Below are 22,083 nucleotides of genomic sequence, written 5' to 3'. Positions count from 1 at the left end.
ATATTATCATGAATTTTTCCCCGTTACGTACGCTCATTTCCTGTTTGTGCCTGCTACCGGCACTCACGCTTTCTGCTCAGTCCACTACTGTTGTCAAAACAAACCGCGGTTATGTACGCGGTGCTGCTGATAAAGACATCACCGTTTTTAAAGGCATTCCTTACGCCGCACCTCCTGTTGGCGCTCTTCGTTTTAAAGCGCCTGCTGAGATGCCTGTCTGGAAAGATACCCTGTCCTGTACCAGCTTTGGCGCCCCTGCGGCACAATACAACGGAGACAATAAGGGCGTAAGAGGCGATGAAAACTGTCTGACACTGAACCTCTACACCCCCACTGTTCAACCTGCCAAAAAGATGCCTGTAGTCGTATGGGTACATGGCGGCGGTATGACCGGTGGTAGTGGTATGGGCATGAATGGCCATGCATTCGCAGATAAAGACAGCATCATCTGTATTACCATCAATTATCGTTTAGGTGTATTCGGCTTCTTATATATGGGTGATATCCCCGGATATGAAACATCAGGCAATAACGGTTTACAGGATTGTATGATGGCTTTACAATGGATCAGAAAGAACATCCGGGCTTTTGGCGGCGATCCTTCGCGGGTAAGCGTGATGGGAGAATCAGCAGGTGCAAAACTGATCTCTGCGTTACTGGTGGCGCCTGCCGCGAAAGGCAGTTTCCGTCAGCTGATACTTGAAAGCGGGTCCGTAAACTGTATCCGTGATATTGCTACTGCAAAAGCGATCCGGCAGCGGCTGATGGATACCCTGGGTATCAGTGATCCGGCGGCGCTGCTGCAATTACCTGCCACTACCCTGATTCCGGCACAGGCGAAGATCTTAGGCGGACCGAAAGGCACTAATTATTTTGGTCCGGTGACAGACGGTCGTATCATCAAAGAAGATGCACTGGCTTATGTCAGGAAACATCCGAATAAAAAAGTACGGGTATTACTGGGTACCAATAAAGCCGAAGCGATCCTTTTTATGAATATGGACCGGCGCTTGTATACACCGGATTCCAGCTCACTGAGCGACTGGTTTGGCGATAATTACAGGTATAGTTATGCTGCCTGGAAACGCATCCAGGACCGTCCGGAAGATACGGCTGCGATTGTCACGTTAAGTCGTTATATGTACCAGTTGCATACATTCCGGCTGACTAAAGCACTGGCTGCCGGTAGTAAGAATGTCTGGCTGTATTCGTTTGAGCAGCCAAAGAATGGCGCACCCGCGACACATGCCGAGGAACTGGCCTATATCTGGTATATCCCTGGAGAAGGTCATCCACCGGCTAATCCGGCACTCGCCACGCTGATGCATCAGCGCTGGTGTGATTTCATCAAAGGACGTCAGCCATGGCCGCATTATGATGCTGCCAAAACAGGGATGATCTTTGATGAAAATAGCCGTGTCGCCACACCAGATGATTACGAAGATCCTGAACATCCTACTATGGGCTTTATCCTTCATGGTAAATAAGCTTATCAGAAGATGACCGGATCGACCAGTAATATTGGCTTATCCGGCCATCTTCTGCTATCATTTCAGGTGCTAAGTTTGCGTTATCTGAAAATCATGTTCACCATGTTGAGAACAATCATTCTCTTTACAATTCTCCTTACAATGACACCCTTAACGACGAACGCACAAACATCCCCCGCAGGTCATTATGCGGCTGTCAATGGCCTGAAACTGTATTATGAGATCCATGGTACCGGTATGCCGCTGGTCCTCCTTCATGGCGGAGGTTCTACCATCGAAACAACTTATGGCCGCGTCCTGCCCTCGCTGGCACAACATCATAAAGTGATCGCTATAGAGTTACAGGCGCACGGACACACCGCAGATATTGACCGCCCGATGACCTTCGAGCAGGATGCCGATGATGTGGCAGAACTGCTGCGACAATTAAAGATCAGCAAGACTGATATCATGGGTTTCAGTAATGGCGGCACAACCGCATTACAGATAGGTATCCGTCATCCTGAACTGGTCAATAAACTGGTGCTGGCCTCTCCCCTGTACAGAAGAGATGGAATGATGCCCGGATTCTTTGAAGGCATGGCACAGGCGACCTTAGCACAGATGCCGGCGCCACTCGCTGATGCCTACCGGAAGATCAATTCTGACCCGAAAGGCCTGGAAGCGATGTTCCTACGTGACTCCAGACGTATGATCGGATTTACAGACATTCCTGATACATTGATCAAAGGCATACAGGCGCCTGCATTGGTGATCAATGGTTATGGAGACGTGATCACCAGCGAACACGTACTACTGCTCACACGTACCCTCCCGCATGCACAACTCGCCATCCTGCCTGGTGGTCATGGTGATTATATCGGGGAGATCTGTGCGCCTGATAAAAACAGTAAAATTCCGCTTTTAGTGGTCAGCATGATCGACGAATTCCTGCTTAAGTAATACCAACCTCAAAACTGGCTTAAACGGCTTTTAAAAGGCCTGAAAAAGCCCTGATCAGCATCCTGTTTTTTAGACCGGGATTTGCTGATCAGGGCTTTTTTGTTCGATGTAAAGTTTCCGGTGAAATAATCTCCTATCGTAAAACCAATCCTGCATTCAATATGTCAACTATAAGGTTTTCTGTATCAAGACACCTGTAAAGCGCTCGCTGAAACAATCTCACACGTGTAAAACCAATCCTGCAATCAATATGTCAACTAGAAGGTTTTCTGTATCAAGACACCTGTAAAGCGCTCGCTGAAACAATCTCACACGTGTAAAACCAATCCTGCAATCAATATGTCAACTGTAAGGTTTTCTGTATCAGGACATGTCTTTATCAGGGCTGTATCAGGAATATTACCCGTAGATAAGCTGTAGATAACTCGTAGATAATCCATAGATAACCCGTATCTATAAGAACGGCTTGTATACGGGTTATCTATGGGTTATCTACGGCTTATCCAGGGAAAATCTTACTGATTCAGCCCTGATGAAACAGGTGCAGGGTATCATCCCGATATAGGTTTACACTATTGTTAAATAATCCTGTTTGAAGTTTACAAGTACTGCTTTTAATCCTAATGAAGGTTTACAGGAGTTTTTCTAATCCTGTGATTGGTTTACATACTTTTCTTTTCTGTGCTTCCATCTGGCAGGTATTTAACCTGGTATAGTCCTTTTATGGCTTTATATCAGCAGATTTTCCCCTGTAGAAAAACGGTCGGCAAATGCCCGGCTTATCCGTTTCCAGACCAGCGCAGGCAACACAAAAAAAGGCCGGAACAACTTGTTCCAGCCTGATATTAAGCAACTTATAATATTATTATTTTAGCTTTTAATTACCTGCTCTTCTATTTCCGCTTTCAACAGACCAACGAGTAAGTTCATCTGATCACTATTGCCTGATACCCTCGATACCAGGATGCCTCCTTCTATCATGGCGTAAGCTTTGGTTACGAAGACCTTTACGTCCCAGTCTTTCCTGAACGTGCCTGCTGCAATACCATGTTCTACGATATCCGTCATTGCCTGTTGCACTGTGCAGATCGTGTTGTATACCTTTTCCTTAATGACAGGATTGGTATCATCCGCTTCCATCCCGAAATTCATCATGGGACAACCTCCTTTTACCGGAGGATTCAGCGGGTCGCCGAGATAGTCCAGCAAAGCGAAAAACTGCTCCTTTGCACCGCTATATTTCTGAGCCTCCGCACCTGTCTTCTCCACGAATTGTTGCAGGTTATAGTCCACTGCACAGTAAGCCAGTTCTTCCTTGTTGGCAAAATGCACATAAAGACTCCCTTTAGCCAGATTCGTCACTTCCATGATATCCGTAATCGCAGTTGCCGCCACACCTTTTGTATTGAAAAGCGGTGCTGTCTGCTCTATAATAAACTGTCTTGTGTTTTTCCCCTTACTCATTGTCAAGAATTACTACGCAAATATACAATGAACGATCATTCATTTTTCAAGAAAATTTATTTCAACGCTATGACTTATAAAACATACAAATACATTTAATGATATTTTTAATATAATAGGTAACAGTGTAAAGAATTTGGATAATGAACAATCGTTCATTTACATTTGCATCATCAAAGGAGTCATAAAGATCAGACCCATTCACCGCTGCGCAGCGTCGTTTTTCTCATGGCAGAAAAGAGGGGGTCAGATGGTACATGATCCGGTAAAATATAAAATCAACAACAATGAGCACACACACGCATGTGACTGCACCGACACAATACATACAGGTCAAAGGAAATAAACTGGCTTATCGCCGTTATGGTAGTGGTAAAGGTCTGCCAATGGTATTTCTGCAACATTTCACCGGCACCATGGACAACTGGGATCCGGCAGTCATGGATGCACTGGCAAAAGACAGGGAGATTATCATTTTCAACACCACCGGCATTTCCAGTTCTGAAGGCGATCCTAGGAACAATACCGCTGATATTGCCAGCGATGCCGCTGCCTTTATCGATGCACTGGGTTTGCAACAGATAGACCTGCTGGGCTTTTCAATGGGAAGTTTTGCCGCGCAACAGCTGACACTAGACCGTCCGGACCTGATACGGAAACTGATACTGGTAGGTTCCGGACCAAGAGGTGGTGAAGGTTTGGATACATTTAGTCCGCTGGTATGGGACATTTTAAGCAGAACCTATGATCCGGCGGAGGAACTGTTACTGGATACTTTCTTTACGCCTTCAGCAACCAGTCAACAGGCAGGCCGTCGTTTCCTGGACAGGATCAGGGCCAGAGTAGAAGACCGGGATCCTGGGATCAGTGATAAAGTAGTACCGGCACAACTGGCGGCTATCACTGCCTGGGGAACTAAACATGAAGGGTCTTATGACTATCTGAAAGAAATCAAGGTGCCTGTACTGATCGTCAGTGGGCATGATGATATCATCTTCCCGACCGTGAACAATTATATCCTTCAGCAACACCTTCCGGATGCACAGCTGATTATCTATCCTGACTCAAATCATGGCTCCATTTATCAATATCCGGAGCTATTCGTGATACAGGTGAATCTCTTCCTGAAGGGTATCTGATAAAAACCATCACATAAAAATAAAGAACGCGTCCCCTGTTGGCGGACGCGTTCTATTATCATAGTTAGTCATGATAAACAGCTATCAGTGTTCAATTATTTCATTACTTCACATCATATCCCTCCTTTGATCGTTATATCCATCCGATTGATTCCACGCTGATACATAAGCGGCATAGGGAGCTATCGTACTTACAACGACACACTTACTACGATCCTTTCCATTGTTACTGTCTTCCACCTCATGGTATGTACGGAAACATACTTCAATATGCGAATAGTTTGATATATAATTCAGTACCCCACACAACTTAAATACAACTATTCTGCTCGCCAAACCCAAATAACCCTTGTATTATGGATAAACAATCCAGCTGTTGTATCCTTTCTATTATAATCAACCACATCAAAATCATTTTCCAAACTCCCTTCTCCCATCAGTGACTCTGCCAGCGAGTCTATGAACAGTGGGGCAGCGGAACACGACGGGGAGCACATGCGTGCAATACAATACAGCCTATAACAGCAATAAACCAATACTTATATTCTCACAACGTTGTAACACATTGATAGAGAATAATAGCGGACATCCCTCTACCGCGACATCGCACGTCCATGTCGCTCAACAAGGCAAATAATCTTCATATCCGTAAATTCAAATTCGACCTCCATATCTTCTCCATGACGGGCGACCACTTTCATGGATTCGGCCTCTTTTATGCGTTCAAGCGGCATACCATAATAACGGGTGTTGTGTATCGTTCCCAGATACGTTTCAAAGGGTCCGTTTGTTTTAAATATATGCGCCTGCGGTCCCTGTTCATAATCTGAGACCTGAACACTATACTTCTCTGTAAAATCCTTTTCACAGATAAAATTTAAGGAGAAGATATACCATAATAAAAGTGGTATCATAAAACTACCTAACAACATAAAGATTCCTGTCAGAAACATACAGATCCTGGCATATATTCTTACCCATTTCAGCTTTCTGAAACCAATAAATAATGCCAATGTTGCAAGAAACCATATATAAAAAATGATCACGTCCGGCCAATGTCCTCTTAATCCCACACCTGAGATCATACGTATTATTCTGCTAAGCAGGTACAATAACGTGATGCCAAGATATATCTTCGTAACCTTCTGCATATTATTCAGCATCTTCTCTATCCAGTGAATCCTTTGCACTCCCCCGCTTCAGCTTCACTACCGGATTTTTCTGTGTACCCGTCACATTGAACGGAATACCCAGGATACCGAACGGAGGTAATCCTACACGACCTTTCATATTCAAACGGCCATCAAAGCTGACCTGCCCTTCAAAACGTGGCCGGAAACCAGCAATACGCAATTTGGTACGTTCAATGGTGATAATATTATTCGCAATGGAAGAACGGATGTCAACCTCTGACAGACTCGGATCTTTGATGTCTTTGCGGTTGGTGGTATTACCTACAGCGTTTAGCATCTTAAACCCTTTGACCTTCACTTTCTTCAGCGACAGCACGCCCTCTCCCTTCAGCGAAGAATACACAATGTGCATATTCTCATCCAGCCGGCCGTTGACATGATAATCCAGTCCGACGATACCACTCGCAGAACCCGCGGAAGTCGCCATATCGTGGAACAGTCTTATCTCATTGTAAGCACGTTTAATATCAAACTGTCGTGCGTTGATCCGGTAATCAAAGGCAGCTGACTGTTCGCTGAGCGGCGTGTACACTGCGTCCATCGTAACCGGTGCGTCGATGATACTAAAACCGGTTCTGTTCAGTTGCAGCGTCCCATTATCCACCATTAACTGGCCATGGAATTTAGTGATATCTATACCGCTGAAACGCACCTTTTCGGCATTTGCGGTCAGTGATAGTGAAAGATTACCAGGTATCGTCACTACATGCGGTGGCTCAGGCATACCGTCTGATTCTTCCTGACCATATGATTTTAATTCATCTGCCTGCAGGTAATTACTCTTCAGACTAAATGCCCCCCTTAGCTGCTGGTTCTTCTGTGTGGCGTAACCGATCAGATTATACAAATGACCATTCAACCGGATATCCGACTGACCATAACGCAGGTCGAATTTATCGAACCACATCTTGTCTTCCTCAAAGCGGAATACACCATTTTCGATATGGAAAGGTAAAGGGAAACGGGCCGCGGTGATCGTAACATCTTTAACAGTCAGCGAACCCTTATTATTCAGATTAGCGTATTGTCCGCTCATCGCATCGGCCTGCGTACCCTGTAATGACAGGTCTGTTTTGATCATGCCCTCCACATCATATCCTTCCTTACCCAGTACTTTATAGATACGGCCCAGATCAATGATACCGCTGGCCAGGATATTATACCGTAAGTTGTCAAAATTATCCAGGGCAGCTTTCAGTGTAAATGTCTGTCCTTCAAAGAAAAAGGAAACCGGTTTGATATCCACTTTCAGGGACTGCAGACTACCGGAGGTATCTGTCAGTACCGCATTCACATTGATCTTTTCAATAGGATGTTTGTAGTATTTCGTTTGCAGGCTACCGTTACTCATACGCAGTGCGGCCGTGGTGACCGGGAACAGGCTTGCGGCAGGTTTATAAATACCTTTACTTAAGATATTGATATTCAGATCACCACCAAGATCAACCCCATCAAGCGGATAGAATTTTTCTACATCCGTCATGTGCAGTATCGCATTCAGGTTCGCATCTATCTCTGGTTGCTGACCATTCGCCAGCAAGACATATCCTTTAATATAGTTGTTAAGTACTTCCGCATTCAGCTTGCTGACATCGACCCGGATATTGGCATAATTGTTATCCGGACAGGCCGCTTTTACATCGAAGGCAATATTATGTACCGGTTCTTTGACTTTGTCAAACTTGATGTAGCCATTCGTCAGACTGGAACTGAAATCAAACGCAGGGATACTGCTGATCGCTACATCTGATTCATGACCGGGACCATTGTTGACTGCATATTGGATATAGCGGCCATCGGCTTTCAGGTGCGCGTGAAATTGTCCTTTCAGGTCAAACTTGTCCCAGCCCATTGCCTCACCCCACTGCTGCATATCAATATCTGCCTCCATACGGGCGTGGACGTCTGGTCTGTATAAACCCGTCATATTCATTGACGAACTGAAAAAGCCTTTATCCAAAGTAAAGTACAGAGAATCAAGGCTCACGTAGAACTTCTCCGTATTCATCTGTGGTAGTTTCGTCTGAAAATCAAGCCGTAAGTGCTGTACTTTGCTGGAAGCACCTGAATGTGCGATAACACCGTCCCTTACTTTGATATTAAAGCTGAAGTCAGGCATTTTGTTCGTCTTCGCGATATAGTTACCTGTCAATGAAGCACTTACTTCTGCAGCCCCTTTTATTTCAGTCTGCTCCATCCAGGATACATAATTTGCCGGCAGGGCGCTGAACAAAGCCTCCAGTGTGGAAGCACCTGAGCTCAGTCTGAAGTCCATTTTATACCCATTTCTGAGAAAGCTGAATGCACCATTCAATTTAACAGGCAACTGGTTAATTTTCAGATCATTTCTTTCAAAGCTGAAATTCAATGACTTCGTATTGATACGGGTGATCAGGTCACCATTCAGCTTTTTAGACTGTATATAAGGTACTTCTCCATAAGAAAGGTCGAGAGAGGCGATATTGATATGGGAGAACAGATCAAACTGCGAAGACTCCAGGTCTCCCTTGCCCAGGTAATTCACTTCACGGGCGCGGATATACAATCCGAGGGATTTATCATGATAAATAATACCGCAATGATCCAGCTGGATGCGTTCGATCTTTAAAGAAGCGCCGCTGCTGTCGGCAGACTCCTTAGTGGGAGCTGATGGTTGATAGACATTATAGTTAGGACGTCCATCCCCATCCACCAGGACGTGAATATTGCCTTTGGTCAGGTATATTTCATCGATCCTGACCGTTTTAGAGAAAACGCTGCCCAGATTTACCCCAAGGGAAACTGCGTCGGCGGTTACCAGGGTATCATGTTCAAAAGGTGCGGAGCCTTTCAGGCTGACATCATATAAAGTGAGCGTCAGAGAAGGGAAATGATTAAAGAAGGACAGTCTTGCCTTCGAAAAATTCAATTCAGTGCTGATGCTGTTATTGGCCCAGGTCTTTATTTTCTTTGAGACCGCTCCTGGAAATAATAATGGTAATAAAAAAAGCAGTATTAGTATTCCCAGAACTGACGCCGAAACAATTTTCGCCGTTTTCCACGCGATTCTCTTCATTCTTCCATTAAGCATAAGGTATAGGATAGCAGCATTTGTTGTCCACTGCACTTGCGGGCGCAAAGATAAAAAAAAATTTTGCTGGGTACCCAACCTTTGGGTAATTACTCACCGTTAACTATGATAGTAAAACGAACTCTATGAAAAAACTCGGCGTCTACACACTATTTGTAGGGGGATTGATTCTCGTACATACGGCGTGCACGAAAGAGGAAGTACTCAAATTCCAGGGTCGCAACTCCGTTGCTGACATCCGGGATTCGATTCCTACGGACAGCATTCCGCATGATACGATACCACATGACACGATCCCGTTCCCGCATGACACCATTCCGCACGATACGATACCGTTCCCACACGATACGGTACCATATCCTCCGGATACGATCGTTCACCCACCTTATCCGCCGTATCCGCCACAGGATACCCCGCGTCCGCACTATCCGCCTCACTACCCGGATACCCCGCGTCCGCACTATCCACCACATCATCCGGATACGCCGCGGCCAAATTATCCGCCACAGCATCCTGATACGCCACGTCCGCATTATCCACCAGTAGATTCTACCGGTTACAGGGTATACAAAAATGCGGGCAGCGATAATTCGCCTGTGAGCAGAGTGAGAGCCAGTGGTATCTCTCTGAGATAAACCGGTCAGCAAAAGGCATAATTATTTTGTAATTGTAACTAATAAGACAAAATATCGTTCCAGTATTACGTTTCCGTGCGTAGCAAGATACTATAGCCAGTTTGTTCTCACGCCTGGGCCACCTTTGGGGGGTCCAGGTATATTGCGTCAGAAACGGCGCTGTCATGAAATAAATTTTATAATACCTATTGGGAGTCCTTCAGTTGGAAGATATTAAGGAGCTGATAACATTATGTGCCGCTAATGACCGTCTTGGTCAGGAGAAACTTTACCGCAGGTTTTATCCTGCTTTGTTTCTATTGTGCCGGAAGTTTTTTCCGGTACAGGAGGACGCATTGGAAGCATTGAACGACGGTATGCTGAAGGTTTTTAAAAACATCGGTAGGTACAGTGACGATAAGGGAGAATTTTTCAACTGGGTCTATACCATTGTGCGCAATACGGCACTGGACAAACTCAAGATCAACGGCGGGCCCAGACATGTGGAAGTAGACGACATTGTCATTCCGGATAATGATAATCCGCTGACCGCATTAGAGGCATCGGACATTTACAAGCTACTGGACGTCCTGCCGCCTGCTACGAGAGCCATCTGCATTTTATTTTATCTGGAAGGCTGCCAGATACCGGAGATCGCAGAACAGCTGGAGCTGAGTGCGGGTACCGTCAAGTGGCATCTGAGCGAAGTAAGAAAGCGGTTGAAACCAGTTTTATTACAGTATTACAAAAAATAGGGTTAAAGTGTCTGAGCAAAATTTGAGCGATAAATTTTTTAACAGCGAGGAAAGCGGTGTTCCCGTTCCACCAGTGGAACAGGGATGGTCGGCTATGCAGCACATGCTGGATAAGGCAATGCCTGTCCATATGCCTTCCTCTCCCACTGCTCCGAAGCCAACACCAAAACCCGGTGTTTCTGCTGTAATAAAAGGACTCGTAAAAGGCGCGCTTATTTCCGGTACTGCCGTCACCGTGAGTGTCAGCAGCTGGTGGTTGTATAAGCAATATCAGCAGACAAAGGAGCCGCATCCGGCGCTCGTACAACCAGCTGTTGATCGTCCCGTGGCTGACTCCATCCAGTTAACACGTGACAGCAGCTATTCCGCGATACCGTCTTCCTTAGCGGATAGTAGTCATTTGACAGATGAGCTATTTACAGTAAATCCGGCGCAGGATAGTGAGCAACGCACGATGCCTGATCATAAAGCACAAAGTAGCAATATAACTGAAGGGCAATCCCAAATGGCAACAGGTGCAGGTAGACGCGCGCAGGTTGCCCAGGGAACACCTGACAGTAAAAACGATCAGGCGGCATCCACCCCTGGCAAACAGGACGCGCATATAGTTAAAGGACAATCCGGAACTGCAACAGGCGCAGGCAGACACGCGCAGCTTGCCCAGGGAACACCCGACAGTAAAGATGACCGGACGGCGTCTGATGGAACATTAAAGACAAACAAGACCACCGGTACAGAAGCAGCATTCGGAAGAAATGCTGCTTCACAACAGGCCAGTACTCATATAAAGAAACAATCGGCCGGCAATACCGGTCGTCTATCCAGACCAATTACACAGGTACCAGTAACTGCCAGCAATGGTAGCAGGCAGACACCTGCCGGTCTATCATCCCATCAACCACCAGCCAGCAATGATCCGGTTATTCCATCTACCGGTCAACGAACACCCCGGGCTGGTTCACCGCAACTGCCAGGAGCAGGCAAGCCTCCTGCAGCCAGCGGTGCAAATGGTGATGCTAAGCAGTCTGCCTTCGCTGGTAACGACTCCCGGAATAAACCAGCGAAGCCAAAAACCATGGGCTCTATCGATGATGGACAAACAACGGACATACCTGTACAAAAAGATACCAGGCAGTCTGCTTTTGCCGCTGATTATTCAAGGAAAAAAGCAGCGAAGCCGAAAGTAACAGCTACCAGCAATGATGCACTGACTACTGACAGACCTGCACAAAAAGACACCAGACAGCCTGCTTTTGCCGCTGAATATCCAAGGAAAAAAGCAGCGAAGCCGAAAGTAACAGCAAGCAGCGATGATGCGCCGGCTACTGATATTCCTGCACAAAAAGATCATCTTCTTCCGTCTGACAACAACAGGACAACCAGCGATCCGTCTGTACCGGCTACGGCCAACAGATGGCTCCTGGAGCCTGTAAAACAACCTGACCAAAGCCGGAATATCCGTCTGCTGCACAACAACAAAGACCGTAACACTATTCCTACGGCCGCTGTGACCCGTCATAAACGGGACATCCGCTCCGCCTGGAATATCTACGGACAATTACCGCTTGCAATTCCTTTAGAAGGAAGTACTTACTATTTCACCGGACCTGACGGAAAGAAACAATACTGGCGTCTGCTGATTCCTTCCCTTCGTATTGAAAGAGCCATCGGACAAGTCGCCTTATCGGTAGATGTCATGCCGTCAATCAACACGATATTGCCCTCCAACGAGCATCATTCCAGAAGAGCAGGCAGCAGCTTCCCACAGTATGACACGATCCGTTATGTCGTTAAACAATATGGGACCGGTCTCACCTTACAGGCGCATTATTTCCTCACATCGCACCTGAAAATAAGCGCCGGTGCACAACTATCCCTGCTGGGTAAGGCTACGGTATCGCAGACACTGGCAGATACCCTGAACAAAAGAGAGCCAATCCTGCTCCGCGCCGCTACTAAACCTGAAACGGACAGTCTGGTACGCAGCCGCATCAGCGGCCTCTTTGAAGTCTACTATGAGTTCGGTAAATGGCAGACAGGTGTGCGGACTATCATTCCGTTCACCAATACCGGCTTACAGAAAAACTGGCCGGTAAAAACACCGGTACAGGTAGAGCTGCTGTTCAGAAGAAGACTGTTCACCCGCTGACAGGTGATAAAAATGCTATCTTCATATCCAATCACGGTATACAATTTGAAGCAGTACCCATATGGATATTCAAAAGATCAGAAGAGAGACTACCGGCTGTGAACAGCTCATTCACCTGAACAATGCAGGCGCTGCACTGATGCCGGCTGTAGTAGCAGCTGCTATCAGAGATTACATTACCAAGGAAGAAACCGGCGGTGGTTATGAGACGGCTGATAAGTACAGTGCTGAACTGAGTGAATTCTATCCATGCATGGCACAACTACTGCATTGCCGGTCTGAAAACATTGCCTTTACCACCAATGCAACAGACAGTTTCAACCGTGCTTTATCCGCCATACCATTCAAACAGGGAGATGTTATCCTGACGACAGAAAATGACTATCCCTCCAATTTTATCGCCTTCATTTCTTTACAGAAAAGAATGGGTATAGAGATCGTCACGGTACGCAATACGTCCTCGGGTGAAACCGACCTGGATGACCTCGAACAAAAGATCAAAACGCATCAACCGCGTCTGGTAGCTGTCACACATGTACCCACCAGTTCCGGACTTGTACAACCGGCAGCAGCCATCGGCAATATCACTAAACGTTATGATACTTTATATCTGCTGGATGCGTGTCAGTCCGTCGGACAATTAGCCGTAGACGCTACCACAGGCGCTGATTTCATCAGCGGTACCTTCCGCAAATTCCTGCGTGGACCGAGAGGTGCCGGCTTTTTATATGTCTCTGACAAAGCGTTACAAAGCGGACTGGAACCATTGTTCCCTGATCTCAGGGGAGCAGAATGGACCGGTATCCATGCGTATAAACACCGGGAAGATGCAAAACGCTTTGAAGACTGGGAAACGGCTTATGCACTGATGGCAGGAAGTACTGCCGCCGTCAAATACCTGTTGGATATCGGTATACAGGAAGTGCAGTCCCGTAATGCACTCCTCGCCACTTACCTGCGTGACCAGCTACGCAATATGCCTGGCATACAGTTACAGGACAAAGGACAACACCCCTGTAGTATCATCACCTTCAGTATAGCCAACCAGGAACCGGAAAGTTTCAAACAGTATTTCAGCGCGCAGGAGGTGAATATTTACACCACTGCCAGATCCTCAGCTATTATCGATTTTACACAGAAAGGCATTGAATGGGTAGCAAGAGTATCACCGCATTATTACAACACGGAAGCAGAGATAGACCGGTTTATACAGCTACTGACTTCATCAGGCACCAATGTGTGAGCTGATATCTATGCATAAAGAAAAGCCGCAGCACATCAGTGCTGCGGCTTTCTGCTTTTCTATGTTCCTGTTCTGTACGATTAGTTCACGATCAGTTTCTGTGTTGCGTTAACTGCGGAATTCGCAATCTTCACGAGATAGATACCCGGATGTAATGACTTACCGTCTACGGTTAACTGTTCCGTAGTAGAGATCCTTTGTAAAACCACTTTACCGGATAAGGTATAGATCGTTACCAGGCTTCTCTCTCCTTTCGGATTTTTGAAACGTACCTGCACACTTTCGCTTGTTGCTGCCGGATTCGGGAACAACTGGAATTGTGGCTGTGTGGTGATCACTTTGTATTCCTCCTGTCTCGGCTGACCAGTGAATGGCTGGCTGCAATAGGTGGACCAGTCAATACCTGTCTGTATAGCGGCTGTATTAATTGCTTCGCTTGTTCTGGCTGTAGACAGCAATGCGGCGCTATACCATTTGGTATTTACGCTGGCAGCACCGGAAATGCCAGATACGAGTTGCAGTCTGTAGTCATATTTTGTCTTTCTGGTCGTTTCCCCCTGATAGAGGTAGTTCGTATTGGTGATAACGGCAATTACAACGTTATTAGCCGCCGGTGTGGTCAGGTTCAGTGTAACATTACCGGAAGATACATACTGGCTGTATACCGGCTGACCACTGGTTGTCCAGTATACCAGCTGACAGGTCATATTTGCGCCGATCGGCTGGAAGTTCACGGTAACAGTGCTACCGGTAACCGTCAGCGGAATCTGGTTCGCCCCGGACCATCCTGGTAAGGTAGTCGTGTCAGGCGTGAGAGTACCATTATTGTTAGTCGTCTTTGCATAAGGCGTTGCGATCCATGGTGCAGGATTCAGCCAGGAAGGCTGCCATTCAGCACCGATGGAGTTACCGAATACATTGTTAAGCAATGCCACGCAGGCACTCTTCCATTTACCAAAATCAACCAGTGCCTGTTTCGCCCTGTATTCAGTGATCAGGCGACGCGTCTGTGCCTCACCGATGCCACTGGCAATACCTTCCAGCACGCGGGAGGATGCATATCTCCAGATCCATGGCACTGCATTATCACCCAGGGTATTACCCAGGAAGGTGGGGAAAGAAGAGCTGTACTGGTGACCACCTAAATAGGTTTTCCAGGTACAGATCTGCTGACTGCCATTGAACATGTTTACGCCTTCTGCGGCAGGCCCACCAAAACTACCATCCTGTAACCAGCCGGAATAACATTCTATCGGCATAAAAGGCGCGATAAAATCTGTACCATTCAGGAAGCCCAGCGAACTGAAATTATTGGAACGTTTGGCGTCGGCGGTCTGCTGAAACCATACGTTACCACCCTCATGGAACCAGGCTGAATTCTTCACACCTGGCAGGTCAGCCAGCATTGCGTGAATACCTTCATGTGTCATGGCACTTTGCTGATAAGCCGCATCCGTACCGGTATATGCAGGATCAAATGCATATACAGGATAGTAAGAAGCCAGGATCATCGGCCAGTTCTGGCCATTGTAATATATAGCACTTTGCCAGCCACCTAAAGCAGTACTATCGGCATTATCTGTACAGAGACCGGAACCATAGAGGTAAACGGCACTCTTATAGCCATTTCTTGCCCTGATATCCGCAGGCCATCCCATCGTATCACGGAAATAACGGAAGTCTTTATTCAGACGTGCCAGCATAGGTGTGATGGCTGCAGCTGTAACGACAGATTTTTTCTTTGGTCCCCAGCGGAATGTCCACCAGTCGGAAGACTGTGTACCTACTACCTGCGGACAATCATTGAGGATCTGCGAAGGCGTAGGCAGGTTGGGATATTCGCTCCGGAAGTCGTAACTGATGGTCGGAGAATAGACAGGCCATGTGTAGGCACTGCCATTCCCGCCGGTAGAAACGGGCGTACCAGTTACACGCCATTCCAGCAGACCGGTGGACTGCGAAGTATTACGCATGGATACGCGTAATCTTGACGTGGTGGTAGCCGTAAAATTAAGCGTATTAAACGCGTCTTTCTGTAACGGGATATTACCGAGGTTCACCCAGGCAGTACCATTCCATGATTCAAGATAAGCGGTGGTAGGTGTGAGTACACCACCCGCGTCGTCAAACCAGTAGACCTGCACGGATGTCACAGAGAATGCCTGTGACCAGTCATACTGTACCCATTGAATGGAATTGGGATTGTTCCAGTTGCCATACGCGCCATGACTCTTGTCATTTGAGTTGGCCGGCGTATAGTTATCATTCAGCGCTGTAATCGTTTCCCAGGAGGAAACATAAGAGGTACCAGCGGTTGCCTGCGGCGCTATGTTCGTCTGCGCGAAAGCAGTAAACGCAGTGAACAGCGACAGGACGGATGTCCATGTAAACTTGAGCATACGGTTATGGGTTTGATTATCTGAGAGAATAAAAAAACTGATAGGGTAAAATTTAAACAGTATAGAAAAGCCGGTCTGAAAGTTCACAACATAGAATCAATACGGGTTTTATAGGTCTGATATGGGACAATAAATATATTTATAGTGTCAAATTAACACACAAAACTTTCGCTACGGTTGTAAATGTAGGATGTCCCTGCGGAAAGCACTGTCAGGATTTTAACCGTTTCGGATAGCATTTTATCTTAAACGCAATTTTGAAAAGCGGCGCGATATAATATTTTATTGTATGTTTTCGGATTCTTCTGCTGTTTGTATATTTTAGCAGCAGAAAGAGGGAAACTTTGAGAGGTAACAGCAATAATACTTATAGTGACCTGGAGCTGATAACGATGCTCAAGAGAGGTGATATGGATGCATTTAATATGCTATATACCCGGCACTGGTCAGCTATGTATCAGTCAGCTTATTACCTTTTACGCGATCAGAGTGCATGTATGGACATAGTACAGGACATTTTTGCCTGGTTATGGGAAAAGCGTGATCAACTGGATATACAGACGGTCCCTTCCTATCTGCGAACGGCAGTGAAGTTTAAGGTGGCCAATTATATCAAGTCAGGGAACATCAGGGAAGATTTTTACGAAGAATTATCCAAACTCACAATAGCCACGCTTCCTGGTCCTCAGGAATTGCTGGAACTAACTGATCTCAAAACGATCATCCAGCAGGCAGTCTACAGTTTACCTGAAAAGTGCCGGGAAATATTCCTGCTCAGCCGGGACGGCCAGTTAAGCAATCAGCAGATAGCTGAGGCATTAAATATTTCAGTTAAAACGGTCGAAGCACAGAAAACCATCGCGTTAAAGCGCATCCGCGCAGCGGTAGAGCCACATCTGCTGGCCCTGCTGATCATCCCCTTTGTGACCTGTTACCATTAAGAAACAGCTTTTTTTAAAAAATATTTTTCCCCGCTTTAGGGGTAAGGGCATTTTCAATTGCCTAGTTATGTGAATGCATTTGTCATGACCAGAGAGGAACTCTTATTACTGACGGAAAAGATCACATCAGGTACCGCTACTGACGAGGAACTGATGCAATACAACCGTCTGTTCAATGCCTTCCGGCCACCAGCGGAATGGGATGAGACCGTACTTGGTAACCGGCAGATGATCGGCGATACGATCCGGGAAAGAATTCAGGAGGTTATAGAAAAGCCTGCCGCCCGTGTTGTACCTGTCAGATGGCGCAGATGGATGATTGCTGCCAGCGTGGCTGTATTGTTAAGTGGCGGGTATTATTATTACCATACACAGCAGCATCCTGTACTGGCGCCTCAGGCGGAAAGATTTAAAAATGATATAGCGGCCCCTGCGGGCAATCATGCTGTACTGACGCTGAGCAATGGTACTAAAATACTGCTGGACAGCGCCGGCAAAGGTACCCTCGCGATGCAGGGGCATATCAATGTCAGCATGAATGCCAACGGACAGATCGTATATAATGGCGCAGACAATACAAATACCACCAATACCATCGAAGTACCAGCCGGCAGTCAGCCGGTAGCGATCGTCCTGGCAGATGACACGAAAGTATGGATAGATGCGGCATCCGCCCTGACTTATCCGACCGCATTCAGCGGCAACGATAGAACAGTGACCATTAGCGGTCAGGCTTATTTTGAAGTAGCAGCCAACAGCGGAAAACCGTTTAAAGTAAAGAATGGCATAGATCAATCGACCATAGAGGTACTGGGTACCAGTTTTAACATAAAAGCCTTCGGGCCGGATAAACAAACAGAAACAACCCTGTTCAGCGGAGCAGTTGCCATCTCCACCACCAATGCAAGGCAACTGCTTCATCCGGGTGAACGGGCAGTCGTGAACAATGAGCGCACTATACAAATTACGACTGGAGCAGACATGAAAGAAGTACTGGCATGGAAGGAAGGCCTTTTCTATTTCAATGGGAAAGATATTCCGACAATCATGGCTGAACTGCAACGCTATTATAACATAGAAGTTGAGTATCAGACAAACGTAAACGATGAATTCATTGCCAGTATTCCGAGAGACGTCCCGGTGTCTCAACTACTGAACCTGCTTGAGATGACTAATCTCGTGCACTTCAGGATCGAAGGCCGAAAGGTTATCGTGATCAGATAGGATCATGCACCACTGCGATATTTATCCTTATAAGATCTATGAGATCTTATGAGCAGGGAAAGATTTGTCTATTATCAACCACCCGGACGGTGGCTTTATTCATCAACAATCAACCAGAGTCTATGCCTGAAAAGAAGTCATGGAAACAGCTTTGTCTGCGCTCGTCAGCCGTCAGACGTGTTCGTAAAAAATGTTTACACCTTAGCATCCTCGTGGGATGCCTGTTACTCGTGGGACAATCCTATGCACAGAAAGTCAGTATGACTATTAAGTCCGGTACACTGGAACAAGCTTTCCGGCAGATCGAAAAACAGACCGGTCAAAGCTTTATCTACACGAAAAGTCAGCTGAAACAAGCGGCTCCCGTGAACATCAGTACACAAAACCAGGACCTCGACCAGGTTTTAAAACAACTATTCAATAACCAACCATTCACTTATTCCCGCTCGGGCAATTTCATTGCCGTGCGGGCCAAAGAAACACAGACGGAAGCCAATACCGTTAGCAGCGACATCACGGTAAATGGTGTTGTAAAAGACGCCGGCGGCAGACCGCTTCCTTCTGTGTCTGTCGTAGTGCCGGGTACGCCTTTTGGCGCTATGACCAATGAGAAAGGTGAATATACTATTCCCCGTGTACCGCAGAATGCTTATCTCGTCTTTTCTTACGTTTCCTATCAGCCACAGGAAATCGCTGTGAAAGGCAGAAACACCATCAATGCAGTGTTACTGGAGCAGGTAAGAGCACTGGATGAAGCAGTCATTATCGGTTATGGTACCACTACCAAAAGACTGAACACGGGTGCAGTAAGCAGTATTACGGCGAAAGAGATCGGTATCCAGCCGGTAGCTAACCCACTGGCCGCCCTGCCTGGCCGTGTGCCGGGTGTACAGATCACGCAACAGAACGGTTTACCGGGTAGCGCAGCGGTTGTACAGATCCGTGGCCAGGGTTCCCTGAGTTACGGTAACCTCCCTCTTTATGTGATAGATGGTGTACCCTTCACCAACTTCAGTGGTGGTCAGCCGGTAAATGACAACCTGAATGCCTGGGGTACCAGCGGCGCCAATGGTGGTATCAGTCCGTTCAGTATGATCAACCCGGATGATATCGAACGTATGGACATCCTGAAAGATGCAGATGCTACTGCTATCTATGGTGCACGTGGTGCGAATGGCGTTATCCTGATCACCACCAAAAAAGGAAAATCAGGAAAGACAAGATTCAATGCCAATGTCTACACAGGTACAGGAAAAGTAGGCCGTTTCATCCCGATGATGAATACGCAGGAATACCTTGATCTGCGTAAAGAAGCTTTCAAAAATGATGGTCTTACGCCTAATACAGCCAATGCGCCCGAGCTGACCGTATGGGACCAGCATGCCTATACCGACTGGCAGAAATTCCTGCTGGGTGGTACTGCACACAACACCAATGCAGAGGCTTCTGTTTCCGGTGGAGATGCGAAAACACATTTCCTGTTCAGCGGTGGTTACCACAGAGAGACCACTGTATATGACGGTGATTTCAACAACACACGTCTGACCGGCAGACTCTCTGCTGACCATACCTCTGCGGATAATAAATTCTATGCAGCGATCAAAGGTAACTACTCTTATGATAAGACGTTCTTACCGGGTTCAGACCTGACGTCCCTGTATAACCTGCCACCCAATATGCCCTTGTACGACAACCAGGGTAAACTGGCCTGGTCACAGGGTTTTAACAATCCGCTGGCATTGCTCAAAAGGGAATACAACGGTAATACCACCAATTTCATTGCCAATGCCAATCTGCGCTATACCGTTATCAAAGACCTGAATGTGAAAGTGAACCTCGGTTACACGACCACACAGCTCGAGCAGAATACCACGCTTCCAGCATCCAGTCAGAACCCAGCGAACAACCCGACCAGCTCTGCCAACTTTACGACCAATAAAACGCAGAACTATATCGTAGAACCGACTATAGATTATACCCGCGACCTGGGTCAGGGTAAGCTGAATGTAATGGTCGGCGGAACGATACAGCGAAGCCTGGCCAACGGTAACTACATAGCAGGTAGCAACTACAGCAGTGAGGCTCTCCTGCATACGTTGATCGGGGCAGGTCTTACGACTGTCAGCTATAACAATTACTTCGACTATAAATACGCTTCTCTCTTTGGCCGCATCAATTACGATTATCAGCAAAAATACCTGCTGAATGCCACTTTCCGCCGGGACGCTTCTTCCAGGTTCGGTCCTGAAAATGCGATCGCTAACTTCGGCGCTATTGGCGCAGGATGGTTGTTTACACAGGAAAACTTTGTAGCTGATAATATCGACTGGCTGAGTTTTGGTAAACTGAGAGTCAGCTATGGTACCACCGGTAACGACCAGATCGTTAACTATATCTATCTGCCGCTGCTTTCTTCCGCAGGCACCTACCAGGGACAAACAGCACTGGCCCGTGCTACCCTGCCGAATCCGGGCGTAAAATGGGAGACTACCCGCAAACTCGACCTCGCTTTGGAATTAGGTTTCCTGAAAGACAGGATCATGCTGGTAGCTGATTATTACCGTAACCGTTCCAGCGACCAGCTGTTGTCAGCCGCATTGCCCACACAGGCGGGTTATAACAGCTATACCGTAAACTTACCGGCTGTAGTACAGAACAGTGGTCTCGAACTTGAACTGAACACCACCAACTTCAAACGCAGACATTTCAGCTGGACGACCTCCTTCAATGTAACTTTCCCGAAGAATAAACTCATCTCATTCCCGGGTATTGAGAAATCATTCTATGCGACCAGCTATCTTATTGGTGAACCAATTGATCTGATCAGAAGATATGTTTATACCGGTTATGATCCGGCAACGGGTATCCCGCAGTATGCGGACCTGAATAAAGACGGTGCGATCGACTTTAACAACGACAGACAGGTCATCCATCCGGGTACACCGTTCTTTGGAGGATTGAACAACTCCTTTACCATTCACCAGTTTGATTTCTCGTTCTTCTTCCAGTTCAACCACCGGAACGGATCGACTAACAGTTTCAGCACACCGGTCGGCAGCAGCAGAAGTAATCAGAATTCGTCCCTGCTGGACAGATGGAGAAACCCTGGCGATGCAGCGACCTACCCTGCCGCTACATCCACTTCCGGTACGCCTATCTACATGGCATACACACAGTACAGCAGTTCTACCGCTATGTGGGGAGATGCCAGTTACCTGAAACTGCGTTCTGCCAGCCTGGCTTACAACCTGCCATCTGAGTGGCTGCGGAAGATAAAGGCCAGCAACTTCAAAGTGTATGCAGAAGCACAGAACCTGTTTACCTGGTCGAAGAACAAATACATCTTCGATCCGGAGACAAGTGTATCCGGCGGTGCTCCCGGTCTGGGAACCGGCGCTATTGCCCTGCCTCCGCTGAGAACGATCGTACTGGGTGTTAACTGTTCATTTTAAACCGAATT

The 22,083-nt window shown here is 46.9% G+C and carries 14 protein-coding genes; 10 read left to right on the top strand and 4 right to left on the bottom strand.

Going from position 1 to position 22,083, the window contains the following annotated elements; genetic code table 11:
- Nucleotides 1-8: 8 nt before the first annotated feature.
- Both BMZ72_RS04385 and BMZ72_RS04380 read left to right on the top strand, forming a co-directional pair.
- On the top strand, nucleotides 9-1,487 hold the full coding sequence (locus BMZ72_RS04385; RefSeq protein WP_089805609.1) for a carboxylesterase/lipase family protein: 1,479 nt from the start codon (nucleotides 9-11) through the stop codon (nucleotides 1,485-1,487).
- Between the two features lie 105 nt (nucleotides 1,488-1,592).
- Complete coding sequence (locus BMZ72_RS04380; protein WP_089807220.1) at nucleotides 1,593-2,432, top strand: alpha/beta fold hydrolase; 840 nt, start codon at nucleotides 1,593-1,595, stop codon at nucleotides 2,430-2,432.
- An 870-nt stretch (nucleotides 2,433-3,302) separates the two neighbouring features.
- On the opposite strand, the gene BMZ72_RS04375 is transcribed toward BMZ72_RS04380, so the two are convergent.
- Complete coding sequence (locus tag BMZ72_RS04375; RefSeq protein ID WP_089805607.1) at nucleotides 3,303-3,896, bottom strand: TetR/AcrR family transcriptional regulator; 594 nt, start codon at nucleotides 3,894-3,896, stop codon at nucleotides 3,303-3,305.
- Between the two features lie 287 nt (nucleotides 3,897-4,183).
- Between BMZ72_RS04375 and BMZ72_RS04370 the strand changes: the two genes are divergently transcribed.
- On the top strand, nucleotides 4,184-5,035 hold the full coding sequence (locus tag BMZ72_RS04370; RefSeq protein ID WP_089805605.1) for an alpha/beta fold hydrolase: 852 nt from the start codon (nucleotides 4,184-4,186) through the stop codon (nucleotides 5,033-5,035).
- A 593-nt stretch (nucleotides 5,036-5,628) separates the two neighbouring features.
- Here BMZ72_RS04370 and BMZ72_RS04365 read toward each other — a convergent pair.
- Complete coding sequence (locus BMZ72_RS04365) at nucleotides 5,629-6,186, bottom strand: hypothetical protein (RefSeq protein ID WP_143087596.1); 558 nt, start codon at nucleotides 6,184-6,186, stop codon at nucleotides 5,629-5,631.
- 1 nt (nucleotide 6,187) lies between these two features.
- The gene (locus BMZ72_RS04360) at nucleotides 6,188-9,283 is read right to left on the bottom strand and encodes an AsmA family protein (RefSeq protein WP_177222672.1); all 3,096 of its coding nucleotides are present in this window, start codon (nucleotides 9,281-9,283) and stop codon (nucleotides 6,188-6,190) included.
- A gap of 140 nt (nucleotides 9,284-9,423) precedes the next feature.
- Here BMZ72_RS04360 and BMZ72_RS04355 point away from each other — a divergent pair, with 140 nt between their 5' ends.
- The 4 genes from BMZ72_RS04355 to BMZ72_RS04340 all read left to right on the top strand — a co-directional run bounded on the left by BMZ72_RS04355 (nucleotide 9,424) and on the right by BMZ72_RS04340 (nucleotide 14,059).
- Nucleotides 9,424-9,933: a hypothetical protein gene (locus BMZ72_RS04355; RefSeq protein ID WP_089805599.1), complete on the top strand. Its 510-nt coding sequence runs from the start codon at nucleotides 9,424-9,426 to the stop codon at nucleotides 9,931-9,933.
- Nucleotides 9,934-10,136: 203 nt separating this feature from the next.
- Entirely contained in the window at nucleotides 10,137-10,667 is a 531-nt protein-coding gene (locus BMZ72_RS04350) for an RNA polymerase sigma factor (protein WP_255373103.1), read from the top strand.
- A 7-nt stretch (nucleotides 10,668-10,674) separates the two neighbouring features.
- Nucleotides 10,675-12,816 carry a hypothetical protein gene (locus BMZ72_RS04345; protein WP_218155200.1) on the top strand — a complete coding sequence of 714 codons (2,142 nt, stop codon included), beginning with the start codon at nucleotides 10,675-10,677 and terminating at the stop codon, nucleotides 12,814-12,816.
- A 61-nt stretch (nucleotides 12,817-12,877) separates the two neighbouring features.
- Nucleotides 12,878-14,059, top strand: coding sequence for an aminotransferase class V-fold PLP-dependent enzyme (locus tag BMZ72_RS04340; protein WP_089805593.1), 1,182 nt, complete (start codon nucleotides 12,878-12,880; stop codon nucleotides 14,057-14,059).
- 80 nt (nucleotides 14,060-14,139) lie between these two features.
- Here BMZ72_RS04340 and BMZ72_RS04335 read toward each other — a convergent pair whose 3' ends face one another.
- Nucleotides 14,140-16,458 (bottom strand): T9SS type A sorting domain-containing protein, encoded by a 2,319-nt coding sequence (locus BMZ72_RS04335; RefSeq protein ID WP_143087595.1) that lies wholly within the window; start codon nucleotides 16,456-16,458, stop codon nucleotides 14,140-14,142.
- Between the two features lie 344 nt (nucleotides 16,459-16,802).
- On the opposite strand from BMZ72_RS04335, the gene BMZ72_RS04330 reads away from it, so the two are divergent.
- The 3 genes from BMZ72_RS04330 to BMZ72_RS04320 all read left to right on the top strand — a co-directional run bounded on the left by BMZ72_RS04330 (nucleotide 16,803) and on the right by BMZ72_RS04320 (nucleotide 22,075).
- On the top strand, nucleotides 16,803-17,399 hold the full coding sequence (locus BMZ72_RS04330) for an RNA polymerase sigma-70 factor (RefSeq protein ID WP_089805589.1): 597 nt from the start codon (nucleotides 16,803-16,805) through the stop codon (nucleotides 17,397-17,399).
- A gap of 84 nt (nucleotides 17,400-17,483) precedes the next feature.
- Nucleotides 17,484-18,623, top strand: a complete 1,140-nt coding sequence (locus tag BMZ72_RS04325; protein ID WP_089805587.1) for a FecR family protein — start codon at nucleotides 17,484-17,486, stop codon at nucleotides 18,621-18,623.
- Nucleotides 18,624-18,661: 38 nt separating this feature from the next.
- On the top strand, nucleotides 18,662-22,075 hold the full coding sequence (locus BMZ72_RS04320; protein ID WP_255373102.1) for a TonB-dependent receptor: 3,414 nt from the start codon (nucleotides 18,662-18,664) through the stop codon (nucleotides 22,073-22,075).
- The last annotated feature ends 8 nt before the right edge of the window (nucleotides 22,076-22,083 follow it).

Origin of the sequence: Chitinophaga sp. YR627 (genome assembly GCF_900114995.1) — a bacterium.
Lineage (GTDB): Bacteria > Bacteroidota > Bacteroidia > Chitinophagales > Chitinophagaceae > Chitinophaga.
This window is presented reverse-complemented; position numbering and strand designations above follow the sequence as displayed.